Annotated in this window: 13 protein-coding genes, 1 tRNA gene and 2 pseudogenes; 9 read left to right on the forward strand and 7 right to left on the reverse strand. The window is 42.0% G+C overall.

Going from position 1 to position 18,692, the window contains the following annotated elements:
• Positions 1 to 2: 2 nt before the first annotated feature.
• The 8 genes from A4S05_RS00225 to A4S05_RS00265 all read left to right on the forward strand — a co-directional run bounded on the left by A4S05_RS00225 (position 3) and on the right by A4S05_RS00265 (position 9,510).
• Positions 3 to 75 (forward strand) — tRNA-Arg (locus A4S05_RS00225).
• A gap of 320 nt (positions 76 to 395) precedes the next feature.
• Positions 396 to 974, forward strand: a complete 579-nt coding sequence (locus A4S05_RS00230) for a Uma2 family endonuclease (RefSeq protein WP_069067827.1) — start codon at positions 396 to 398, stop codon at positions 972 to 974.
• A 224-nt stretch (positions 975 to 1,198) separates the two neighbouring features.
• Complete coding sequence (locus A4S05_RS00235) at positions 1,199 to 2,617, forward strand: DUF3370 domain-containing protein (RefSeq protein WP_069067828.1); 1,419 nt, start codon at positions 1,199 to 1,201, stop codon at positions 2,615 to 2,617.
• A 34-nt stretch (positions 2,618 to 2,651) separates the two neighbouring features.
• A complete protein-coding gene (locus A4S05_RS00240) occupies positions 2,652 to 3,041 on the forward strand; it encodes a VOC family protein (protein ID WP_069067829.1) in 390 nt (129 codons plus the stop codon).
• An 80-nt stretch (positions 3,042 to 3,121) separates the two neighbouring features.
• Complete coding sequence (gene ylqF, locus A4S05_RS00245; protein WP_069067830.1) at positions 3,122 to 4,006, forward strand: ribosome biogenesis GTPase YlqF; 885 nt, start codon at positions 3,122 to 3,124, stop codon at positions 4,004 to 4,006.
• Between the two features lie 362 nt (positions 4,007 to 4,368).
• Positions 4,369 to 6,009, forward strand: a complete 1,641-nt coding sequence (locus A4S05_RS00255; protein WP_069067832.1) for an adenylate/guanylate cyclase domain-containing protein — start codon at positions 4,369 to 4,371, stop codon at positions 6,007 to 6,009.
• A gap of 259 nt (positions 6,010 to 6,268) precedes the next feature.
• Complete coding sequence (locus tag A4S05_RS00260) at positions 6,269 to 7,636, forward strand: NAD-dependent succinate-semialdehyde dehydrogenase (RefSeq protein WP_069067833.1); 1,368 nt, start codon at positions 6,269 to 6,271, stop codon at positions 7,634 to 7,636.
• A 230-nt stretch (positions 7,637 to 7,866) separates the two neighbouring features.
• Positions 7,867 to 9,510, forward strand: a complete 1,644-nt coding sequence (locus A4S05_RS00265; protein WP_069067834.1) for an acetolactate synthase large subunit — start codon at positions 7,867 to 7,869, stop codon at positions 9,508 to 9,510.
• Between the two features lie 410 nt (positions 9,511 to 9,920).
• Here the strand turns inward: A4S05_RS00265 and namA are convergent, their stop codons facing one another.
• From namA to A4S05_RS00290, 7 genes and pseudogenes are all read right to left on the reverse strand, one after another.
• Positions 9,921 to 10,988 (reverse strand): NADPH dehydrogenase NamA, encoded by a 1,068-nt coding sequence (gene namA / locus A4S05_RS00270; protein ID WP_069067835.1) that lies wholly within the window; start codon positions 10,986 to 10,988, stop codon positions 9,921 to 9,923.
• Between the two features lie 21 nt (positions 10,989 to 11,009).
• Positions 11,010 to 11,186, reverse strand: a complete 177-nt coding sequence (locus A4S05_RS41160; protein WP_176726873.1) for a hypothetical protein — start codon at positions 11,184 to 11,186, stop codon at positions 11,010 to 11,012.
• Between the two features lie 47 nt (positions 11,187 to 11,233).
• Positions 11,234 to 11,440, reverse strand: a complete 207-nt coding sequence (locus tag A4S05_RS00275) for a hypothetical protein (protein ID WP_069067836.1) — start codon at positions 11,438 to 11,440, stop codon at positions 11,234 to 11,236.
• A gap of 97 nt (positions 11,441 to 11,537) precedes the next feature.
• Positions 11,538 to 12,395, reverse strand: a pseudogene (locus A4S05_RS00280) (MetQ/NlpA family ABC transporter substrate-binding protein).
• 693 nt (positions 12,396 to 13,088) lie between these two features.
• A pseudogene (locus A4S05_RS42855) lies at positions 13,089 to 13,208 on the reverse strand (peptide chain release factor 3); the annotation flags it as partial.
• Between the two features lie 107 nt (positions 13,209 to 13,315).
• Entirely contained in the window at positions 13,316 to 14,338 is a 1,023-nt protein-coding gene (locus A4S05_RS00285; protein ID WP_069067837.1) for a GGDEF domain-containing protein, read from the reverse strand.
• A 934-nt stretch (positions 14,339 to 15,272) separates the two neighbouring features.
• Positions 15,273 to 15,473, reverse strand: a complete 201-nt coding sequence (locus A4S05_RS00290; protein WP_069067838.1) for a heavy-metal-associated domain-containing protein — start codon at positions 15,471 to 15,473, stop codon at positions 15,273 to 15,275.
• A 244-nt stretch (positions 15,474 to 15,717) separates the two neighbouring features.
• Between A4S05_RS00290 and alaS the strand changes: the two genes are divergently transcribed.
• Positions 15,718 to 18,360 carry an alanine--tRNA ligase gene (gene alaS / locus A4S05_RS00295; protein ID WP_069067844.1) on the forward strand — a complete coding sequence of 881 codons (2,643 nt, stop codon included), beginning with the start codon at positions 15,718 to 15,720 and terminating at the stop codon, positions 18,358 to 18,360.
• The last annotated feature ends 332 nt before the right edge of the window (positions 18,361 to 18,692 follow it).

Below are 18,692 nucleotides of genomic sequence, written 5' to 3' on the forward strand. Positions count from 1 at the left end.
AAGGGCGCGTAGCTCAGTGGATAGAGCAACAGATTCCGGTTCTGTGGGTCGGGGGTTCAAATCCCTCCGCGCTCGTTACCTTTAGAAGACTAAGCACAAAATCGAGAGGTCATTTTCTCTCATAGGATAAAACCAATTTACCCTATGAGACAGAATGCTAACCGATAGTCTGGAATACAAAAATTAGTGTGTCTATGTGGTGAGTGATATAACACTACATATCTTCTTTTCTCATTCAGTCTCTCACCCCTATAACTACCCCAAGCTTTTTTAAAAAATAAAACAACGGCGCATTTGTTGGGGAGAATTCCTAAAGTAGAGGTAGAAGCTAAATCTTCCCTATTAGCAGCAGATGGGTTTGATGCAACTAGGATTTTTGTGGAGCGCAATTAATTATGACTGCTTTAACCTTACAATTACCTCCTAATCTGCAATTTACTGATGAGGAATTTGCACAGATTGTAGCTGTGAATAAAGAATTACGACTAGAGTTAACTGCTGAAGGGGAATTAATTATCATGTCACCGACTGGGGGAGAAACGGGAAACCGTAATTTTGAACTGTATCTTGATTTAGGAGTTTGGAACAGACAAAATAAGCTAGGAAAAGCTTTTGATTCTTCTACTGGGTTTAAACTGCCAAATGGGGCAACTCGTTCACCTGATGCTTCTTGGGTAAGGATAGAAAGATGGGATGCTCTTAGCTCAGAACAAAGAAAGAAATTTCTCCCTTTGTGTCCTGATTTTGCAGTGGAATTAGTTTCTGAAACTGATGATGTGGAAGATACTAAAACCAAAATGGAGGAATACTTAGCAAATGGCTTACAACTGGGTTGGTTAATTAATCCTAAAGTTAAACAAGTAATAATTTATCGCCCCAATCAAGTACCGGAAGTTTTACAATCTCCTACACGTTTATCGGGTGAAGATGTTCTCCCTGGTTTTGTTTTAAATTTACAGCATATTTTTGCATAGATGACTGATTATCTTGATTTTATTTCTACAATCACTGAACGTTATCAAATTCGCTTAAACCATCGAGACTCCCTTTAAAATTCAAAAGCCTTTCTGACGTGGGCTACTGGAACTATACTTACAATTTAATAGCGATGCCTACGCATTCTCAGAAATCCCCTTCAAGGAACTTGTAGTAATAACTTCTAATCTTTGATACCACAACTTTCTTGACGCTCAAATTTATGCTGGCTAAATTCCCATCACCTGTATTTACACTTCTATTAGGACTTGCCATAACTCAAACCTTTGGATGCACAACTCAAAAAGATAATTCAGCGATCGCTCAAACTTCACCGAAGCCAGCACCCCAAGAAATTGTGCAACCAGGAGAAGTTCGACCTTTACCAGGAAACTTGGATAAAATACCCGTTTTTAACAGCAATAGCCCAGAATGGATTAAAACTGAGGGTATTTTACTTTCTACCTTTCCTCCAAACGGTAAAAAAGTTCCAGCAGCGCACCTCAATTTTCCCTTTCAGGGACGCTTTGACTTATTCGCCCACCATTACACCCACACTCCCAAGGATTTACAAACGCTATATTTGGGCGTAATCGTACATAACCCTGGTAAAAAACCTGTAACAGTAGATGTATTGCAAGCCGCAAGTTATTTAATGCAGGATGCACCCTTTGTAACCTTATCTCCCTACATAGAAAATAACGATGGTAAGACTTACTCAGGCCCAGGCGCTCGTGCTGTTAGTGATGTACTCCGAGGTGTTCGACAAGCAGATTTTCCTGCAAAGCTGATAATTCCTCCAGGGCAAAGCCGGATGTTGTTAAATCATCCGATTCCTGTACGAAATCTAGAAAAGCCAGTGAATGGTCGCTCTACCTTTATGCGGTTGCGTAGTAGCGATCAAGTTTATGGGGCAAGTTTAGCAATGTTTGCTAAGAAAAATTCTGATAATACAGACCGCCCACCCACTCTTGCAGAATGGCAAGCTTTACTAAATACCGGGAACTTTGCTGGGCCAAGAGATAAAACCCCTACTCCTCTAAATGCTACCAGTGGCGCACTGATTTATGGGCGTGTAGCTGGTGTGTCTAGTGGTTCCCAGTGGAAAGCAAAGTTGGTGGATAATCCCCAAACCAAAAATCTGACTATTCCCCAGCGTGGCAAAGCTATTTCTTATGCTTTAGACACATTGCTCAGTGGACGATTGGGCACTCAACAAATCCAAACGGCCAAAATGCTGGTACGTTATCCAGATACGGCTTATGAAGCACATGGTAATTATGGGGTGGAATATAAACTCACCTTACCTTTAAGTAACAATACCAACCAAAACCAGACCGTGACTGTTACTTTAGAAACACCTTTAAAGGAAGATAAATTATCCCAAGGTGGTTTACGTTTCCGCAAACCATCGCTAGATTTTCCTTTCTTCCGTGGTACAGTGCGGCTACGCTATTTTAATGACCAAGGTCAACAAAAGACGCGCTACATACATCTATGGCATAGAACTGGTCAGGTGTTAGAACCATTAGTGCAGCTTGTACTTCCACCTTCGACTCAGCGGATAGTACAGGTAGATGTGATTTATCCACCAGATTCGACACCACCGCAAGTGCTGAGTGTAAGAACTTTAGAAAAGTGAGAGTCTCAAAAAAATCAAATAACTTAAGGCTTATATGGTTTTTCAGTACACTAACGCATTTATCGCCATAGCATCGGTTAATTGCGATAATTTAGTAAATTTCTATACTAAATTGCTGGAGCAAAAGCCAGTTTCTTTGATTCCGAATGTCTATGCTGAATTTAATTTGGTTAGTATGCGATTAGGTATTTTTAAACCAAAGAACACAAACGAATCTGAATTTGAAACGATGTCTAATGCCAAAAGTAAGATAAGTTTGTGTTTAGAGGTAAGTAACTTAGAAGATGCGATCGCTCACCTAACTGCTTTGGGCTATCCTCCACCAGGAGACATTTCCATTGCTTCCCACGGCAGAGAAATTTATGCCTATGACCCTGATGGCAATCGTCTGATTTTACATCAAGCTGCTAAAGGGAGTCATTAGTCATTTGTCATTGGTCATTTGCAAAGGACAAAGGACAAATAACAAATAACAAATAACAAAGGACAAAGGACAAAGGACAAATGGCTATAACTCAAAACTATAGATTAAACCTGATTCAATGGTATCCAGGTCACATTGCTAAAGCTGAAAAGAAACTCAAAGAACAGCTGAAGCGCGTAGATGTGGTGTTTGAGGTACGAGACGCCCGGATTCCCTTAGCGACTCACCATCCCCAAATGGCTGAGTGGGTGGAGGGTAAGACACGGGTGTTGATACTGAACCGAGTAGATATGATTACGCCGCAAATGCGATCGCTGTGGATAGATTGGTTTAAACGTCAGGGGGAAGTCCCTTATTTTACCAACGCTCAACATGGTAAAGGTATAGCAGAGGTAGCGCGGGCAGCACAAGCTGCTGGAGTAGAGCTAAATCAAAGAAGAAGCGATCGCGGAATGTTACCCCGTCCAGTGCGGGCTGTAGTGATTGGTTTTCCCAATGTCGGTAAATCAGCTTTGATTAACCGTCTGTTGGGAAAGCGAGTTGTGGAAAGTGCAGCTCGTCCTGGGGTAACTCGCCAACTCCGCTGGGTGCGAATTTCCGAACATTTGGAATTACTAGATGCTCCTGGTGTCATTCCTGTAAGATTAGAAAATCAAGACGCAGCATTAAAATTAGCTATTTGTGATGATATCGGTGAAGCATCTTACGATAATCAGCTAGTAGCAGCAGCCCTAGTGGATTTACTAAACTATTTGGAAGCTGTAGCCGCAGATTTATTACCAAAAAAACCATTAGAGTCCCGTTACCAACTCGATTCGGCGATATCAGACACCGGAGATATCTATCTGCACGCCTTAGCAGAGCATCGTTACAAAGGTGATATAGAGCGAGCTGCAAGGCAACTTTTAACAGATTTTCGCAAGGGTTTGTTAGGTGAAATTAGTTTGGAATTGCCACCTAATTAGATTACAAGCATTTTCAAACCGTTTTTGAGTAGCTGGTGAGTAGTATTCAGAAATTCGGGCACTCAAGTTGATACCAATGATAGATGTGCTCTCCTTCTGAGGGTTTTATCAAGAAAGGCAGGAGAACTCACCGCGTTGTCTGGCTGACAAAATTGCAAATTTGGTGGCTCCTCTTCACCAAGGGATTCAAACCCACTCTGAACTGAACCTCCAGCAAAATTGCCTCATTCAATGTAATATCTGTCACATACAGTTGTCGGAATGCAGTTAACAGTGTCATAAAGAAAAGGTGAAGGTTAACCTGTAGGGTATAACTTACCTCACAGCTTTGCACCTCTAGCCTCAATGGATCTATCACACTCATGACTGAACTCACGCTACGCCTACAAGAGGGAGATACCGAGACAACGATCGCAGTTGACCAAGATATATTTACAATTGGTCGTTTGCCGGAATGTAACTTGTACTTACCTTTTGCTGGAGTATCCCGCAACCATGCTCGCCTGGTGAAAACGGCTGACGGTGTGTGGACTATTGAGGATCTGGGCAGCAAAAACGGGACACAAGTCAATAAATATCTTGTTAACTTTCCCCAAGAGTTACATCACGGCGATATCATTTGGCTGGGCAATGTTAGCCTGGTAGTGCTGCTCACAACCCCTGTTTACCAACCAACACCTGAGTATTCTGGAAGTTCGGAAAATAATGAGCAGAGAACAATCCTGCACAATGTCGAACAATTACAACAGCAATGGATTGCCGCTGATAGCAAAGATGGCAACATCAACAATAAAGACAAAACTATTGCTCGTCTCAAAGACTTAGTGGACATAGCGAAAAATCTCTGTGCGGCGGCGTCTATAGAAGAGATTTTTTCTCAGGTGCAGCAAGTAGTTTTTCGTTACCTTGATAGTATTGATCGCTTGGCATTATTAATTGATGTCAATGGTTCCGGCCAGTTGGAATTAGTGAATGCTGCCACTAGAAACGTTTCCCAACAAAAACATCTCGCCTCTGATGGTAGTTGGATTAGTCGGAGTATCTGTCAAAAGGTATTTGACGAAAAAGTAGTCATTCAAACCGGTGATACTCATCAGGATGAACGGTTTGCTAGTGAACAGAGTATTTTGGTCAAAGGCATTCGCAGCGCGATGGCAGTGCCTTTATGGGATGAAAATAAAGTTGTGGGCGTACTGTATGCCGACGCCAATCTTTCTTCTTACCATTGGGCAAATGAAGGTGAAGAAGAACTCAGCTTTTTTTCGGCTTTAGCAAACCTTGTGGCTTCGAGCGTCCAGCGTTGGCTACTGGTAGAGAAACTCAAAACTGAAGAGATGATTCGTCACCGACTAGAACGCTATCATTCTCCCGCAGTTGTACAGCAGTTGATATCTGTAGGCGGATTACCGGGTGGTCGTTTAGCTCCCGCCGAGAGCGAAATCAGTATTTTGTTTGCGGATTTAGTTGGCTTTACGGCAATTTCTGAACGATTAACACCAACTGCGATCGCAAAACTATTAAATAATTTATTTGAAGAAATGCTCAAAGAAGTGTTTACTTGCGGCGGCACTTTAGATAAGTATATTGGCGATTGTATCATGGCATTTTTTGGCGCTCCCGAACCGCAGCTAGATCACGCCGATCGCGCCGTTGCTGCTGCCAAAGGAATGCTCAATCGTCTCGAACATCTTAATGCCAACGGTTTTTGGCACGAACCCCTGCAATTACGCATTGCGATTAATAGCGGTAAAGCTGTTGTTGGAGATGTCGGTAGTTCCCAAAGGGTAGATTATACGGCATTAGGTGCGACAATTAATCTTGCGGCTCGTATGGAAGCAGTTTGTCCCCCTAGTGAATGCGTGATTAGTGAAGCCACCCATAAAATGCTTGCACAACCCTCAGACTTCCAGGAAATGGGAGATTATCGTTTCAAGGGTATTGATCGATTAGTAAAGGTTTATCAGACAAATTTGCAGCCAGTGCCAACAATGATTGGTCATTAGTCATTTGTCATTGGTTATTGGGCACTTTTACTGAGTTTTGCTGCTGGCGCCCTAACAAAGGACTCATAACTAATGACAAATTTATCAAGATAAATACATAGTCAAGTTGTATATTTTATTTCAAAAAAAATTGCAAAATTGTAATATTGGGCAGCTAATTCTTGGTTAAAAGACTAAAATTTGGGTGTAGCTTCCAGAATTGATCTGTGTAACACTAGGAAGCCAACAGTCAAGCTATTTTTTAACGGGAGGTTAGGTAATGGCGATCGCCACCATTAATCCCGCCACTGGGGAGACGCTCAAAACCTTTGAGGCGCTCAATGATGCAGAAATTGCCGCTAAACTCGATTTGGCTAATCAGGCTTTTGAACAGTATCGTCAGACTAGTTTCTCTCAACGATCGCACTGGCTACAACAAGCTGCTGATATTTTAGAGCAAGACAAAGCAGAATTTGCTAAGTTGATGACTCTGGAAATGGGTAAGCCATTTAAAGCTGCGATCGCAGAAGTCGAAAAATGCGCCGTCGTCTGTCGCTACTATGCCGAACACGCCTCTAGTTTTCTAGCTGATGTCAGTGTAAAAACTGATGCCAGCGAGAGTTTTGTACGTTATCAACCAATGGGTGCAATCCTCGCGGTGATGCCGTGGAATTTCCCCTTTTGGCAAGTTTTTCGTTTTGCCGCACCAGCACTAATGGCGGGAAATGTCGGCTTACTCAAACACGCTTCCAATGTGCCGCAGTGCGCCTTGGCAATTGAAGATATTATCCGACGTGCAGGTTTTCCTGAAGGTGCGTTTCAAACTCTGTTAATCGGCGCTGCCAAAGTTGCTGATTTAATGGCTGATGACCGCGTAAAAGCTGCTACCTTGACCGGAAGTGAACCAGCAGGTGCATCCCTCGCCGTCGCCGCCGGCAAACAAATTAAAAAAACAGTTTTGGAATTAGGAGGAAGTGACCCGTTTATTGTGTTAGCAAGTGCTGACTTAGAGACAGCAGTTGTCACAGCAACTACAGCGCGGATGTTGAATAACGGGCAATCATGTATTGCAGCGAAACGTTTTATTGTCGCAGATGCGATCGCAGACAAATTTGAAAAATTGCTTTTAGAAAAGTTTGAGACGCTGAAAGTAGGCGATCCCATGCAACCAGATACCGACTTAGGCCCACTGGCTACACCTGGTATTCTCCAGGATTTAGACCAACAAGTGCAAAGTGCCATCCGCAGCGGTGGCAAAGTCCTCACCGGTGGACATCCTTTATCAGATCGTCCAGGGAACTTTTATCCGCCAACGATTATCATAGATATCCCGTCTGATACACCAATTGCAAAAGAAGAATTTTTTGGCCCAGTAGCCTTGTTATTCCGGGTTCCAGATATCGATGCTGCCATTAAACTCGCTAATGACTCACCCTTTGGCCTAGGTGCGAGTGCTTGGACAACCAATAACCAAGAGAGCGATCGCTTGGTTGAGGAAATCGAAGCAGGTGCCGTATTTATCAACAGTATGGTCAAATCCGATCCCCGATTGCCCTTTGGTGGTATTAAGCGTTCTGGATATGGCAGGGAATTGAGTATCCAAGGTATACATGAGTTTGTCAATGTCAAAACCGTGTGGGTGAAATGATAGGGATTGGGGACTGGGTATTAGGGACTGGGTATTGGGATTAGAAATTAGGAATTAGGGATTACGGATTAGGTATTGGGAAAGATTTTTCCCATTTCCCATTTCCCAATCTCCAATACCCAGTCCCCAGTCCTCAGTCCCCAGTCCCCAGTCCCCATTACCCCTTATCCCCAGAGGGGGCCCCACCTTCCCCAATCCCCAGTCTTATTAGTTGCTAGTTAGGAAATAAAATGAATACAGCAGAATTATTGGTGCAGTGCCTAGAAAATGAAGGAGTGCAATATATTTTTGGACTCCCTGGCGAAGAAAACCTGCACGTTTTGGAAGCGCTAAAACATTCTTCCATTAAATTTATTACCACTCGTCATGAACAGGGTGCAGCATTCATGGCCGATGTCTACGGACGCTTAACCGGAAAAGCCGGAGTGTGTCTTTCTACTCTTGGGCCTGGAGCAACCAACTTGATGACTGGGGTAGCAGATGCTAACCTCGATGGTGCGCCTTTAGTGGCGATTACTGGTCAGGTGGGAACAGATAGAATGCATATCGAATCCCATCAATATTTAGATTTGGTGGCAATGTTTGCGCCTGTTACCAAGTGGAATAAGCAGATTGTGCGACCTAGTATTACACCCGAAGTAGTGCGGAAAGCATTTAAGCGATCGCAATCGGAAAAACCTGGTGCAGTTCACATTGATTTACCAGAAAATATTGCCGCCATGCCTGTAGAAGGCAAACCTTTGCGTAAGGATAATAGCGAAAAAACTTATGCATCTTTTGCTAGCATTCGGGCAGCAGCAGCCGCAATTTCCCAAGCAGTTAACCCATTAATCTTAGTAGGAAATGGGGCAATCCGCGCTCATGCAAGTGATGCAGTCACACAATTTGCTACCTTGCTGAATATACCTGTTGCCAATACCTTCATGGGTAAAGGGATTATTCCCTACACACATCAATTAGCTTTGTGGTCAGTAGGATTGCAGCAAAGAGATTACATTACCTGTGGGTTTGATAACACAGATTTAGTAATTGCGATCGGCTATGATTTGATTGAGTTTTCCCCGAAGAAATGGAATCGTAGTGGTGAAATTCCCATTGTGCATATTGGGGTAAGTCCGGCGGAGATTGATAGTAGTTATATTCCCAACGCTGAAGTTGTGGGAGATATTTCAGATTCCCTTTATGAAATCTTAAAATTAGCAGATCGACAAGGTAAACCCGATCCCTTTGCTATCAGTTTAAGGTCAGATATTCGGGCTGATTACGAACAGTATGCTAATGATGACGGATTTCCTATTAAGCCACAAAAGCTAATTTATGACTTACGGCAAGTGATGGGCCCAGATGATATTGTCATCTCTGATGTTGGCGCACATAAAATGTGGATGGCTCGTCATTATCATTGCCATAGTCCCAATACTTGCATAATTTCCAACGGCTTCGCGGCTATGGGTATTGCTATTCCTGGTGCTTTAGCAGCAAAACTGGTTCATCCCAACCGGAAAGTCGTTGCTGTCACAGGCGATGGTGGCTTTATGATGAATTCTCAGGAATTAGAAACAGCCTTGCGTGTCGGTACGCCTTTTGTCACCATAATTTTCAATGATGGTGGCTATGGGTTAATTGAGTGGAAGCAAGAAAATCAATTTGGCAAAGGAAACTCATCTTTTGTGCATTTTAGTAATCCTGATTTTGTCAAATTAGCCGAAAGTATGGGTTTAAAAGGCTACCGAGTTGAATCGGCTTTAGATTTGATTCCCACTCTGAAAGAAGCCCTAGCTCAAGATGTACCTGCGGTGATAGATTGTCCAGTAGATTATCGTGAAAATCACCGCTTTAGCCAAAAAGCCGGCGAGTTGAGTTGTACAGTGTAAAAAGTTAGTAGTCTGTCGCATTAGTTCTGAAGGGTTTTGACATCCTCACCGCCGTGTTCGCCCTTGGCGTTCCCGAACGCGAGTGCGTCTCCGTCAGGAGAAGGGTACGCACTCTTAAGAAGGAGTAAGGAGTAATAAGTAATAAGTAATGAGTAAATACCCGTTTTTCATCCACTCATTACTCATTACTCCTCATTACTTTAAAGCCGTGCTGGAAGCACGGGGTTTTAAACCCATTTTTCGGATAAAAGTTTGTAGTAAGGACTTTAGTCCTGAATTTTTAAGCACTTAAGTGCTTACTACAAACCCAGCAAAATTAATGGGACAGACCACTCGCGTGTCATTTTGCGCTCCTACTGGGAAGCAGCAAGGCTTTGAGGTTATTGATGCTCAATTAAGCACAGGTGAAATTATAGCCAAGCTCGGTCGTATTGAACAGGCCAGAGTTTATCGTGTCCCAGTTGTTTGGCTGCCAGATGTGGCCAGTAAGGATTACGGAGTAGTTCACGTCCCAACAGCACTATATCAGCTACTTCTGTACGAATAATCTCGTCAGCTTGTTCAGGAGATGTAATTAAGCCCACGGCTCCTGTCGGAATATTAGCTTCGCGGCGGATGCGTTCGGCAAACTCAGTTTGATAACCAGGTTTAATTGGTATATTAACGCCAGGTATAATACCGCCTGATGAAGTATCGATGAGATCAACTCCTAAAGACTTGAGTTTGTCGCTTAAAGCAATACTTTGCTCAATGTCCCAGCCATTGTCTGCCCAATCGGTGGCGGAGATGCGTACCCAGAGGGGATGTGTCTGGGGCCAAACCTCTCGGACTGCTTGAACTACTTCTCTGAGAAGACGAGTCCGGTTTTCAAAGCTACCACCATAATCATCTTGACGGTGGTTAGAAAGAGGTGAGAGAAACTGGTGCAGTAAATAACCGTGGGCAGCATGGATTTCAACTACCTTGAAACCGGCTTGCAAAGAACGTTTGGCAGCTTCGACAAAGGCATCAATAACTTGTTGAATTCCCTCAAGACTGAGGGCTTCTGGAACTGGGCTATCTTTGCTAAAGGCGATCGCACTACTCGAAACCAAGGGACGCCAACCTTCCTGAGATTCATCTAGTGCTTTTCCTCCCTTACTCGGTTTGGCAGTACTGGCTTTTCTGCCTGCATGAGCAAGTTGAATACCTGCAACAGCGCCAAAGTTATGAATTAATGCCACAGCTTTGGCTAAAGTTTCTATATGTGCATCTGACCAGATTCCCAAATCTTGCGGGCTAATGCGTCCACGCGGTTCCACAGCTGCTGCCTCTGTGATCACTATACCTGCACCGCCAACTGCGCGAGAAGCCAGATGAATAACGTGCCAATCATTAGCATACCCATTTGTACTGGAATATTGACACATGGGTGAAACGGCGATGCGGTTGCGAAAGGTAACTTCACGAATCTTGAATGGTTCAAACAAATGTGCCATTGGTATTGATTCCTTCTCTTGCTAGATAAAAGAAATTGGGGATTGGGGATTGGGTTTACTACAATCAGCCAGTAGCGGCTGATTGTAGTAAACATTGGCCACTGCTAAACCACAAGCGATCGCTAAAGTTAAAACGGTACTTCGCTGCGTCAGCGAATTACTATCAGTGGACAGAGCAGTATGCTCTTTAGAACTCATTATGATGCACCCAAATATGGAATAGTAGCTTAAATACTTGTTGAAGTTTATTTACGCTGTGGCGTACTTGCATCTCGATCAAGACTTGGATGAATAGGCTGAACATCAGGCTGTTGGGTCTGGGATTCCCAAATATCGCGTTTTCCTAGTTCTTGATCCACTAATAACTGTAAATGGTCTGGCAATTTAGTTGTCTGCCAAATTGACCACATTTCTCCACAAAATAATTCTTTTTCAATTTGTCCAAAAAACATTGCTTTATCTCCAGTAATGTCATGATTTAAGTTTAGTAACTCCTACTTTCTGAAAGACGAAGTAACAAAATTTTCATCCTTAATTCTTTCGTAGTATTTAAAATACAGGTACTATTCGACCCTGGTATTTCTTATTAATAAAATCTCTCACATGTGGGTCATTTAGCAGCTTGTTTAGCTTCTGAATTTTGGATTCATTTTCTCGACCTTGTAATGTGACTAATGCCAGGGCATACTTTTTATCTTTAGCTGCTTCCTGTCCCATAGATTGGGGTGTTATTCCTGCTATAGCAACAGTTTGAGCCGAAGAAACAATGAAATCTACATCATTAATAGCTCGAACTACTTGGACTCCTTCTACTTCCTTGATTTGTAAGTTTTTCGGATTATCGGCTATGTCTCTTTGGGTGACAAATTCCTTGGTATTTTCCTTGAGTTTAATTAAGCCATTGCTTGCCAGTAATCTTAATCCTCAGTCATTATTAATCACGTCATTGGCAATTGTAACGGTGGCATTTTGGGGAACCTCATTCACAGATTTGAGGTTTTTTGAGAAAAGACCAAGTGTGCTTAATGAAACTAGATTTAATGGAACTAAATTGATTTTGTGTTCTTTGACAGCATTATTCATGAAAGGTCGATGTTGAAAAAAGTTGGCATCGATTAGTTTGTCTTTTAAAGCTGTATTTGGTTGTATCCAGTCATTAAAGGTAACAACTTTGACTTCTAATCCTTCCTGAGTTGCTAGTTTAGTATTTACAAACTTCAAAATATCTTCAGATATGATTCCCGTCACCCCGACTTGAATAACTTCTTTTTGTGCAGTTGCTTGGGCTGTATTTGAAGTTACTTGAGCTTGTTTTTGACTACAGCTAGCAAAGAATATGGAGGTGGTAAATGAGCCTAAAGCTGTAAGGAAAAATCGGCGGTTAATTTTTCGATGTTGTATGTTCATAAGCAATATTCTTGGTTAAATTTAAACGAAGCACTCGACATGCGGAGGACGCAGAGAGAAAATAGAAGATTCAAAAGTTGAGGAATTCTGGCTCAAGACTCTCCATGTAAAAAGTCTCATCAGTAGCCAACCATAAACTTTGCAGCAATTCTTGCCCTTACATCAATGAACCTCCACTTCCAACTCTGATTTGGGTAAATATTTCAAGGTTTGGGTGACTTTTAATCCTTCTAGTTCGATAATTTATTTATATACTACGGCAAATCTATAGATTAATAGTAATTTAGCTATAAGATTTGCATAGATTTTTGAAAATGGTCAAGATTTACGGACAAGCAACAGAAAATCAAACTATCCACACCATGCCTGTCCCTTCCAGGTATGTGCATCGCTGGTGAAGCGTGAACATCCAGCGATTGACTCGCGATCAATAGCAATTTTTTGCTTTACTTATTAGGACTTACGCAAAATACGTCGTAAGTAGCGGTAATTCATGAATTACCGCTACGGAATAATAGGCTTTTCAATTATTTTTGCGTAAGTCCTACTTATGTAATATTCGTCAAAAAATTTCCCAATAATGTATTAAAAAATACAGTACTTCAGGCAATAATCAGGTTTTTAGGTATTTATCGAACAGAATTCAGGAGTCAGAATGGGCTAAACGCCCCGCTACCGCTAACAGCATGAATGTTCTTGAGCAAACAATTTCTGGGGATAGGATAAGCGGGTTGCCTTACCTGTACGGGTATGATTCACCACCATATCTTTTTCAAACTTACCAGAACAGACCCTCAAAAAAGCAATGCGATCGCACTTTTGAAAGTACGATTAGTATCAAACAAGATTCCCAACTTATTTAGAGAAGTTAGGAATCTGAGCTTTTCATGACTCAATCTCTAATTAGATGCTCCCCACTTTCACGAAGAAACAGCTTTCAAATGTGAGGTGTGAGATAAGTAGTTCGAGTCAATCACCCGATTCCGCCCAGAAGTTTTAGCCTGTAACAAACATTGATCGGCACGGTGCAGCAGACTTTCTCCTTGCTCATCATCCTCAGCTCGCAGAGAAGCTGTACCCAGACTAATGGTGATATTAATTGTCAGTTTATTGTTGAGTGCAAATGGTTCGTCGCTGACTATGCGATTGAGACGACGGGCTACTGATAGTGCTTCATCATCGCTAGTGTTAGCCAGAAGAATTACAAATTCTTCGCCACCATAGCGGAATGCTGTGTCTTGACAGCGCAGATTGTGGCGCAAACGCTGACATAGTATTTGCAAAATGCGATCGCCTGCTAAATGCCCGTGAGTATCGTTAACTTTCTTAAAATGATCTACATCCAGAATAATCAAACTCAGAGAAGTTTTTTGAGTCCTAGCTCTTTTAATTTGTCTGGGTAAGTCCCATTCTAAAGCACGACGATTATTTAATTCTGTCAACGAATCGGCTAAGGCGATCGCAGATAACATATCATTTGTCCGAATCAAATCTCGGTATTTTTGCGCTTTCCGCAAGCCAACAGTCAATTGAGCAAGTATTAAGCCATGATTAGCAGTCAATTCTGCTAAACTATGGTCTGTTTTTTCTTCAATCAGATGCCAAATATAAGCATCGGCTCCTTGCTTTAATGCCGCAGCACTCATCTCCAATTCTCTATGCCAACCCTTATTTCTATCAGCTAACTGCTGGAAACGATCCTCAAAGAGAATACAGTATATCCACGATAGTTTTGTCTGGTCTTTCAACCAAGCGCACAGTTCCATGCTGCCATCTAGGCTAGCCTGTACAAGTATTATATCGGGGGCTGTTGTTTGAATCCGCGATACTGCCTGATTCAAATTGTCCATAACTTCTACACTAAAAGCGGTCGCATAACGGATCTGATCTGGAAGTGTGGCGATAAAGTTATTTTTTCCAAAGACCAGAATAGAAATATTCATTGCTTTATTCTTTGTCCTATTTAAATTTTAAAGAATTAGATTGAGTAACTTAATGCTTTGCTTTTGCCTAATACTAAATATGATGTTTTAGGCTGAGTTATTTTTTTGTTATATATTTTTTAAAACGCCAAAATTACACTATTTTTCCAAGTTAAATCTCCTTTTTCGGCTTTAGATTTACTACTACATTGTCTGAAATATCCCCTTCTGACAACTAATGTCTTCTTTACACTTTGTTTTTCAAACAGTAAAAATACTGAATATTATATGGATGTATAAAAATGATTGCTGTAGTTTCTTAAGTGCTATTTTCTGATGAAATTACCCAAATAAATAGCTTCTAAGAACCGTCGGATTCGGCAGCTAAATTTCTTTTCAAGTAGAAAAATAAAGAAAATATAAAGTTTGTTCATCCAATTATAAAAACCCAAATTTTATCGTTGAATTAAAAATGTTATTTCCCATAGAATATTCAAGCCTTTTTCTTTGCTAACCAGGCTTTTATCAAGTATCAGGGTAGGAGTGGAATTGCAAAAAATAATGCACATTAAATAGACAGCAAAACTCCCTCCTACTATGGGCAGTAGATTTCTGTCACTAACATACACTACAATTGCAGAGCGGATTTCTATGGTAAAAAATTCACAATTTAAGTGAAATGTGAATCTTTGATTCACAAAGTTTTGGTAGGAGAAAGAAAATGTCTTTGCCTACGCTTTATAACTGTTTATTTGTTTAGTTAATTCACATCTTGTTTTGTTTGCTGCAACACATAGATTGAGAAAAAAAGATAAATAAAAAAGTTGATGTCAAAATTTGCCCCGAATGTGCGGAAATTAGTTAGATTCCGCGCGTAGAAGGGTAGAAAAAATGTAATTTTTTTAGCGTTGCCTGAGATATTAAAATCTAAACTTCTGTGACAAGCTAGAACTGATCAGTAACCTTCAACTGTGTAACCAGCAGCAACAATTACCTGTTTGATTGACTCCTCTGAAGCTGCGGATTCTACTATGACAGTTTTAGCGTTAACATCTATATCCACTTTGGCATCGGGTTCCATAACGTGTATAGACTCAGTAATTGTATCTGCACATCCCTCACAAGCAATATTTGATACCTTCAGTTTTAGTGCCATTTGTTACCCCAGTATGGAAAATTTAAATTATTTCTTAAGGATTAATCTTAACCATTAAAACCCAATTATGCATCCCACTAGAGTTAGATAACGGTATAAAAGCGTCCTAATCTCTGCATTTTGCTTACCGACTGGCACAATTTGCTGGCAGTAATATGAAACAAAATGCAAGAATATATAAAGCTATTGATGAAAATACACTTACCCAGTGCCGCTGCGCCCAAGCCTAAAGTTAAAAACACCTATGTCTTCAAATCCCCAGTACCTAAGCGGTAACGAAATTCGCAACATATTTCTCGACTTCTTTGCTAAACGGGAACACCAAATTCTTCCAAGTGCCTCCCTCGTGCCAGAAGACCCAACCGTGCTGCTGACGATCGCGGGGATGCTACCATTTAAGCCGATATTCTTAGGGCAACGGACACCAGAATTTAAGCGGGCCACGACTTCGCAAAAGTGTATCCGTACCAACGATATCGAAAATGTCGGACGCACCAAACGGCATCATACATTTTTTGAGATGCTGGGTAATTTCAGCTTTGGTGATTATTTTAAAGAACAAGCGATCGCTTGGGGTTGGGAAATCTCTACACAAGTCTTTGGCTTTTCCCCCCAAAATCTGGTTGTCAGCGTTTTTAAAGATGATGATGAAGCTTTTGGAATTTGGCGCGATCAAATCGGTGTACCGATAGCGAGAATTAAACGCTTGGGCGAAGATGATAACTTTTGGGTATCTGGCCCCACTGGCCCTTGTGGCCCTTGTTCCGAAATTTATTATGACTTTCACCCAGAACGCGGTGACGAAAATATAGATTTAGAAGATGATTCCCGGTTCATCGAGTTTTACAACCTCGTGTTCATGCAATATAACCGAGATGCTTCCGGGAATTTAACGCCACTGCAAAACAAGAACATTGACACCGGCATGGGTTTGGATAGAATGGCGCAAATTCTCCAAAAAGTGCCCAATAATTACGAAACTGACCTGATTTTCCCAATTATCCAAACAGCAGGACAAATTGCTGGTGTTGATTACCACAGCAGTGATGAAAAAACCAAAACTTCCCTAAAAGTCATTGGCGATCATATTCGCGCTGTCATCCACATGATTGCTGATGAAATTCGTGCTTCCAATGTCGGGCGCGGTTATGTGTTGCGGCGATTAATTCGGCGGGTGGTGCGTCATGGACGATTAATTGGCATTTCTAGCGAATTTACTACCCAAGTTGCTGAAACTGCGATCGCACTTTCGGAATCAGCTTACCCCAATGTGCGCCAACGCGAAGAAGCAATTAAAGCTGAGTTGCAACGGGAAGAATCGAATTTCCTCAGAACTCTGGATAGAGGCGAAAAACTCTTAGAAGAAATTATCCAAGAGGTAAAACAGCGAGGGGAAACTCAAATTAGCGGTGAAAGCGCATTTACCCTCTATGATACCTACGGATTTCCCCTCGAACTTACTCAAGAAGTTGCCGAGGAAAATAATCTCACAGTCGATGAAGCAGGATTCAATGCCGAAATGCAAAAGCAGGTGGAACGTGCCAAAGCAGCACACGAAACCATAGATTTAACTGTGCAAGGTTCCCTCGATAAACTAGCAGAACACATCCAAGTCACCGAATTTTTAGGCTACACCCAACCGACGACGACGGCGAAAGTCGAAGCGATTTTGGTAGAAGGTGTTTCTCAAGAGGAAGTAGAAGCGGGAACACAGGTACAAATTATCCTTGACAAAACGCCATTTTATGCTGAATCTGGGGGACAAATTGGCGATCGCGGTTATATCTCTGGTGATGGTATCGTAGTTCGGGTAGAAGACGTTAAAAAAGAATCTGATTTCTTTGTTCACTTCGGACGCATCGAACGCGGTACAGTGCGCGTAGGCGATAATGTTACAGCCCAAATTGATCCAGCTTGTCGCCGTCGCGCCCAAGCTAACCATACCGCAACGCACCTGTTGCAAGCGGCGTTGAAGAAAATTGTTGATGATAGCATCTCGCAAGCAGGTTCCCTGGTTTCCTTTGACAGATTGCGCTTTGACTTCAACTGTCCCCGCGCCTTGACAGCAGAGGAAGTTCAACAAGTTGAGGAACAGGTGAACAGTTGGATTGCCCAAGCACATGCTGCAAAGGTGGAAGTATTACCTTTGGCAGAGGCAAAAGCTAGGGGTGCTGTTGCCATGTTCGGGGAAAAATACGGCGACGAAGTGCGGGTAATTGACTTCCCTAGCGTATCAATGGAATTATGCGGTGGAACTCATGTGAGTAACACTGCTGAAATTGGCGTGTTCAAGATTATCTCGGAAGCTGGTGTGGCTTCTGGGGTGCGGCGGATTGAAGCTGTTTCGGGGCCAGCAATATTAGATTATCTCAACCTGCGGGATAAAGTAGTTAAAGATTTGAGCGATCGCTTTAAAGTTAAACCCGAAGAATTACCAGATAGAATCACAAGTCTGCAAAGCGAACTGAGAAATAGCCAGAAAGAATTAGAAACCTTGAAGGTACAATTAGCGATCGCTAAATCAGACAGCTTGCTACAAACAGCAGAAATCGTAGGCGAACATAAAATTATTGTCGCCCAATTAGAAGATGTTGATCCAGAATCATTGAAAACCGCAGCCGAACGCTTATTGCAAAAAATCGGTAACGGTGCGGTGGTACTGGGTTCTGTTCCCGAAGAGGGGAAAGTTAGTATAGTTGCAGCTTTTAGTCCAGAAGTGAACAAAAAAGGACTGCAAGCTGGTAAATTTGTAGGTGCGATCGCTAAAATCTGCGGCGGCGGCGGCGGTGGAAGACCGAACTTAGCCCAAGCCGGCGGACGCGATGCGAGTAAATTACCAGATGCGTTGGAACAAGCAGAAAGTGATTTAAAATCCGCCTTGGGTTAACCATCTTCCTCAACCCGGTTCGATTAAGATTCTTCCCTTAAAAAGCTACAGTGTACACACATATTTGTACAAAACCAAAATCTTTGTATATCCTTCTAAATTCCCCTTAAAAAGGATGAAAAAAGGGAAAGGGGAAAGGGAACCCCATGCTTAAAAGCTCTTGTTTCAAATATGGACGCTGATTTTTATTGCACTACGTGTCGCTAAAAATCTTCTTTTAATATTTTCCATATTTAAAAATAGGGGCTTTATACCGTGTGGGAAAAGTTTTATCTTTAATTCCTTTACCCCTTCCCCCCGCCCCTTATCCCCAGCTACGGTGTACACACAAG

The organism is Nostoc sp. KVJ20, from assembly GCF_001712795.1.
Lineage (GTDB): Bacteria > Cyanobacteriota > Cyanobacteriia > Cyanobacteriales > Nostocaceae > Nostoc.